At 40.9% G+C, this 2592-nt stretch carries 1 protein-coding gene; it reads left to right on the plus strand.

What is annotated here, in order from left to right:
- On the plus strand, positions 1-2592 hold a 2592-nt coding region (locus CVS93_RS09725; RefSeq protein ID WP_159071540.1), incomplete at both ends, for a beta strand repeat-containing protein.

Below are 2592 nucleotides of genomic sequence, written 5' to 3' on the forward strand. Positions count from 1 at the left end.
TATATAGACATACTGATGGTAGAGATTATCTAACTCCTGATGATCCTACTACTCCTAGTGCATTCCAACATAAAGATGGTTGGTATGTAAGCAATGATGGTAAACTAGCTATTGGTCAAGATGATGCATCAGATTTGGCTGTGACCGATTCTAGTAGGCTTTCTAATTACGCTAATTCTATAGAGGGTAATACGGATCTTAACGTATTTGGCGGAGATAATAGAAGCGCTATTATTGTAGATAATACCAAAGCTAATTCCGTGTATAGTGGCGTAGGCGGAGACGGAGTTAAATTTTTAAATAATGTGGAAGTAAAAAATACGCATACTGGTACTGGTGTAGATACCGTAAACGTAGAAGCCGGAGCAGAGGTAAAAAATAGCGATATAAGCACCGGCGAGGGAGGCGACGTAGTTAATATCAAGGGTAAGCTAGGCAATAGTACAAGGATAGACACCGAAGACGGCGATGATACCGTAAATTTTGCCGGAGAAACGAGCGGATATGCCGCAATAAGTACCGGACGCGGAAAAGATACGTTTAATATCGAAAGCGGAGCAACTTTTAACAAATTTCTTGGCGTAGATACCGGTGAGGATGATGATACGGTTAATATTAAAAACGGCGCAAATTTATCTTGGGGAAGTATAAAAACTGGAGCCGGAAACGATACTGTAAATATAGATGGCAATATGATCGGTAATCCAAATCATTTTAATGAGATAAGTACTGGAAGCGGCGATGATACGATAAATATAAACGGGCACGTATCCGGAGAATCAAGAATAAAAGCCGGCGAGGGTAACAATACCGTATACGTTAGAGGAACCGTCGACGGTAAAGCCAGGATAGAAGCGGGCGATGTCGATAATGAAGATAAACACAGCGAACTTCATATAGAAAGCGGAGCTACGCTAAGCGGACGCAGTAGCGTAAGTATGGGCGGCGGTAACGATACTATTTATATTAAACAAGGCTCTATCGTAAATGGGGGTGCTACTATATCTGCCGGAAACGGAAACGATACTGCATATATAGATGAAAATCTAGATACGGCTAATATAAATATGGGTAACGGCGAAGATACGATAAATTTCAAAAAAGGGATAATTATAAAAGGAGGCGTAATAAATTTTGGGGATGGTAATGACAAAGTCGACATCGACGGCATTACCTTTACTAATAGCGCGGAACTACTCTCCGGCTTAGTAGATAGGCCTCATTGGTACGGTGACGATGACGATAACGATATTATAAACATTACCAACTCTACATTTAAACAAAATAGTAAAATAGACGCTAGAATCGGAGATGATAAGATAAATATCGGTGCCGGAGCAGTAATAGATAACTCGAACATTATAGCCGGATACGGTAGCGATACTATAAATATTAATGCGGGTTCTAAAGTGGTAAACGGTAGCAAGATTTATTCTGGACTAGATCATTCATACGGTGATACCAACGATATAGATACCATAAATATAAACGGTGGCGAGGTTACAGACTCTGAAATTTATACTTCTCGTAGTAAAACGATAACGAATATAAAAGACGGAACACTCACAAACCTAAAATTTTACGGCGGCTCAGGAACAGATGAGATAAATATAAGTGGGGGGATAATTAAAAAATCTGAAATAACCGGCGGTGACGGAGACGATGAGATAAATATAAACGGCGGAAATTTTACCGAAACCAAGATAAGTACCGGAAGAGGAACGTATAGTGGAGACGGAGACGTCGTAAATATCGCCGGAGGTACGTTTAGTAAAACTACCGTGGAATTACAAGGAACAAAAAATACCGTAAATATAAATTCCGGAGCGGTATTTGGCGATCAATCGGACGCTATAGCCAATAGACAGTATCAAACCAAAATAGTAAACGGTAACGGCGAGGATCATGTAAACGTAAATGCCGGAGCTATCGTTAAAAACGCGACATTCGATCTTAACGGAGGTAGTGATACTATAACCGTAGCATCGGGCGCTACCGTAGAACATTCTCAGCTTATAACTGGAGACGATGTCGATACGCTAAACATAAACGGCACCGTTAGCGGAGATACGCATGTGGATTTAGGATACGGTGCGGATGTCTTAAATATGGGAAACGGCGCCATCGTATCGGATTCTGATATCCATATGGACGACGGCAGCCAAGGATACAATGATACTGTAAATATCGCAAATAACGTTACCCTTAAAGACCGGGCGGATATCAAAGGTGGCGGTGGAGCCGATACTATTACTGCGGGCGACAACCTAACGCTTACTAATAACGCTGGCATACACGGCGACTGGGGAAATAATGGAAGTGCTGGAACTGGTAGCAACGATGACGGTGATATAATTACAATAGGTAAAAATTTAAATATGAGCGGCGGTTCTATGATAAGCGGCGGTGGCGGAGATGATGTTATCTCTATCGGTAAAAATGCAAGTATTCAAGATACTTCGACTATCGACGGCGGAGCCGGATTTGATACATTAAAAGTAGCTGATAATAGCATAGACTTTAGCCATGTTAAAAATATCGAAAAACTAGATATGACTAATGGAGAAAAGACAACCTTATCTCTTACAGCTA

Origin of the sequence: Campylobacter concisus, assembly GCF_003048535.1 — a bacterium.
GTDB classification, from domain to species: domain Bacteria; phylum Campylobacterota; class Campylobacteria; order Campylobacterales; family Campylobacteraceae; genus Campylobacter_A; species Campylobacter_A concisus_S.